The organism is Mesorhizobium sp. M7A.F.Ca.CA.002.09.1.1 (genome assembly GCF_003998555.1).
GTDB classification, from domain to species: Bacteria; Pseudomonadota; Alphaproteobacteria; order Rhizobiales; family Rhizobiaceae; genus Mesorhizobium; species Mesorhizobium ciceri.
In genome coordinates, this window is sequence record NZ_RZRR01000880.1 from 1 (window position 1) to 2304 (window position 2304).

2 protein-coding genes are annotated in these 2304 nt (G+C 63.0%); both read left to right on the forward strand.

The genetic code is table 11. The features are described 5' to 3' along the window. Positions 1–222: 222 nt before the first annotated feature. On the forward strand, positions 223–1176 hold the full coding sequence (locus EN994_RS27765; RefSeq protein ID WP_032809776.1) for an ABC transporter permease: 954 nt from the start codon (positions 223–225) through the stop codon (positions 1174–1176). 33 nt (positions 1177–1209) lie between these two features. Continuing rightward, the gene (locus EN994_RS27770) at positions 1210–2226 is read left to right on the forward strand and encodes a sugar ABC transporter substrate-binding protein (RefSeq protein ID WP_063167480.1); all 1017 of its coding nucleotides are present in this window, start codon (positions 1210–1212) and stop codon (positions 2224–2226) included. Positions 2227–2304 lie beyond the last annotated feature (78 nt).

Below are 2304 nucleotides of genomic sequence, written 5' to 3' on the forward strand. Positions count from 1 at the left end.
CTGACGAACTGCACAGCGCATCAGAAAATCGAAATTGCCCCTGCCGCCCTGAGCCGCGATGGTCTTTACGCAAGCAGCCGGCTTAGGGCTGTGGAGGAACGTCGTCGCGGCAAAGCCCTGGGGCAAGGCCGCTTTGGCACGCCGCTGGTTCAAACCGGCAGCGAGGGAGGAATTGACTTGGCTGGTTCGGGCAAATCCGACACCGCGCGCTTGGGCATCAAAATGTCCCAGGAACTCGTCGTCGGCGCGATCTCGGCCGTCCTCTTCCTGGTGTTCTCGGCGACGCTCAACAATTTCCTGAGCCAAGGCAACATCCTTGCCATTCTCAAGAATGTCTCGATCCTGGGCACGCTGGCCGTCGGCATGGGGCTCATCGTCGTTGGGCGCGGCATCGACCTGACCATGGTGGCGGTGATGGTCGTCGGCGTCGCCTTCAGTATTTGGATCTCCACCTGGGGCGTCGACTTCACGCTGGCCGTCGTCTTCGGGGCCATCCTGGTCGCGGCCATCGGCCTGTTCACCGGCGTCATGGTGGCGGTGGCCGAAATTCCGCCGATCTTCGCCACCCTTGCCATCGCGTCCTCGGTCTACGGCTCTGGCCGCATCGTCTTTGCGTCCGACGTGCTCTATGCCCCCTCCGATATCGGCTGGCTGAAATTCGTCGGCAACGGAACCATCCTCGGCATCCCGATGTCGGTGATCATCTTCGCGGCGGTGGCCGCGCTCATGGGCTTTTTCCTGAGGAAGACCCGCTTCGGCCGGCTGGTCTATGCTACTGGCGACAACCCGAACGCGGCCCGCACGACCGGGCTGCCGACGCGCCCGATCATCGTGACGCAATATGTCATCAGCGCCCTCATTGCCTATATCGCCGGCATCATCATGCTGGGGCTGGTCACCGGCATCGACACGCGCCTCTACAATTCCAGCCTGATCTATGACGTGCTGCTGGTGGTCGTGCTGGGCGGCATCGGCCTCTCCGGTGGCCAGGGCGGCGTACGCAACGTCATCGTCGGCACCATCCTGGTCGGCATCCTGACCAACGGCATGACGATCCTGAACTTCAGCTACACCAGCCAGAACCTGATCAAGAGCGTGATCCTGCTGGGCGCGCTGGCGATCGACGCCATCATCAATCCGCGCGACGAGCAGACCTCGCAAAGCGGCGACATCTGAACAAGAACCGAGACATAAATCTGGGAGGATACCATGAAGTTGTTCAAGAACTGCCTGCTCGCGGGCATGACAGCGCTGGCGCTGCTGGGCGCGGCGAAAATCGCCACGGCGCAGGAAACCGATCAGGTCGGCCGCTCTACCTATCTCGAGGCGCTCAAGGGCAAGAAGGTCATCTTCGTGCCAATCTCGCAGGGCATGGACCTCAACCAGGCCTGGGTGGTGGTGTGGCAGCGTCACGCCGCTCGCTACGGCTTCAGCCTCGAAGTGCGCGATCCCTCCGGCGACACCAATGCCGGCATTCGCGCCATGCAGGGCGCCATCGCCGAGAAGCCGGACCTGATCATCGTGCAGAACCCCGACGTCCAGACCTACGCACGCCTGTTGAAACAGGCGCAGGCGGCCGGCATCAAGGTGCTGCAAGTCAACATGCAGTCGGCCACCCAGACGGACAGTTATGTCGGCAACGACTGGATCGAAATGGGCCGTCTCGAAATGGGCGAACTGGCCAAGCACTGCACCGGGCCCAATGCCGTCTCGCACAAGGTGGTCTGGCTCGCCGGCGTCCAGACGGGTGCCGCCAACATCTACATGCGCACCGGCATCGACGAGGTGCTGAAGGCCAATCCCGAGCTGCAGCTCGTCTCCGACCAGCCGGCCGATTACATGAGCGAAGAGGCCCGCCAGATCACCGAGACGGTCCTCCAGCAGCATCCGGACCTGTGCGGCATCATGGGCATCTGGGATAATGCTGAGGTCGGCGCCGGTGCCGCCGTCGTGGCCGCCGGCAAGCAGGACCAGGTGACGATCGTCACCAATGGCGCGGGCAGCGCCACGGGCTGCGAGAGCATCAAGAACGGGCTGCTCGACGTGATCTTCAACTTTAATGCCCCGATCCAGGCCGAGATCGCAGCACAACAGATTTCCGAGCTGCTGCAGCAGCCCGGCCGGCAGGCGGGCAGCGAGAAGACCATCTTCTTCGGCCCGATCACCCGCGTCGACAAGGCCAATGCGACCGGCAGGAATTGCTGGAAGCTGGACGAGCTCAAGTAACGGACTTCCTTGATGAGCATGGCTGAAAGCCTTGTGCGCTGGCGCTACCGCCTGCTCCCCGACCACGTGGTCGGGGAG

Bases quoted from the DNA above. Each gene is read 5' to 3' on its own strand.
- EN994_RS27765 (WP_032809776.1), top strand. From the start codon at position 223: ATGTCCCAGGAACTCGTCGTCGGCGCGATCTCGGCCGTCCTCTTCCTG.
- EN994_RS27770 (WP_063167480.1), top strand. From the start codon at position 1,210: ATGAAGTTGTTCAAGAACTGCCTGCTCGCGGGCATGACAGCGCTGGCG.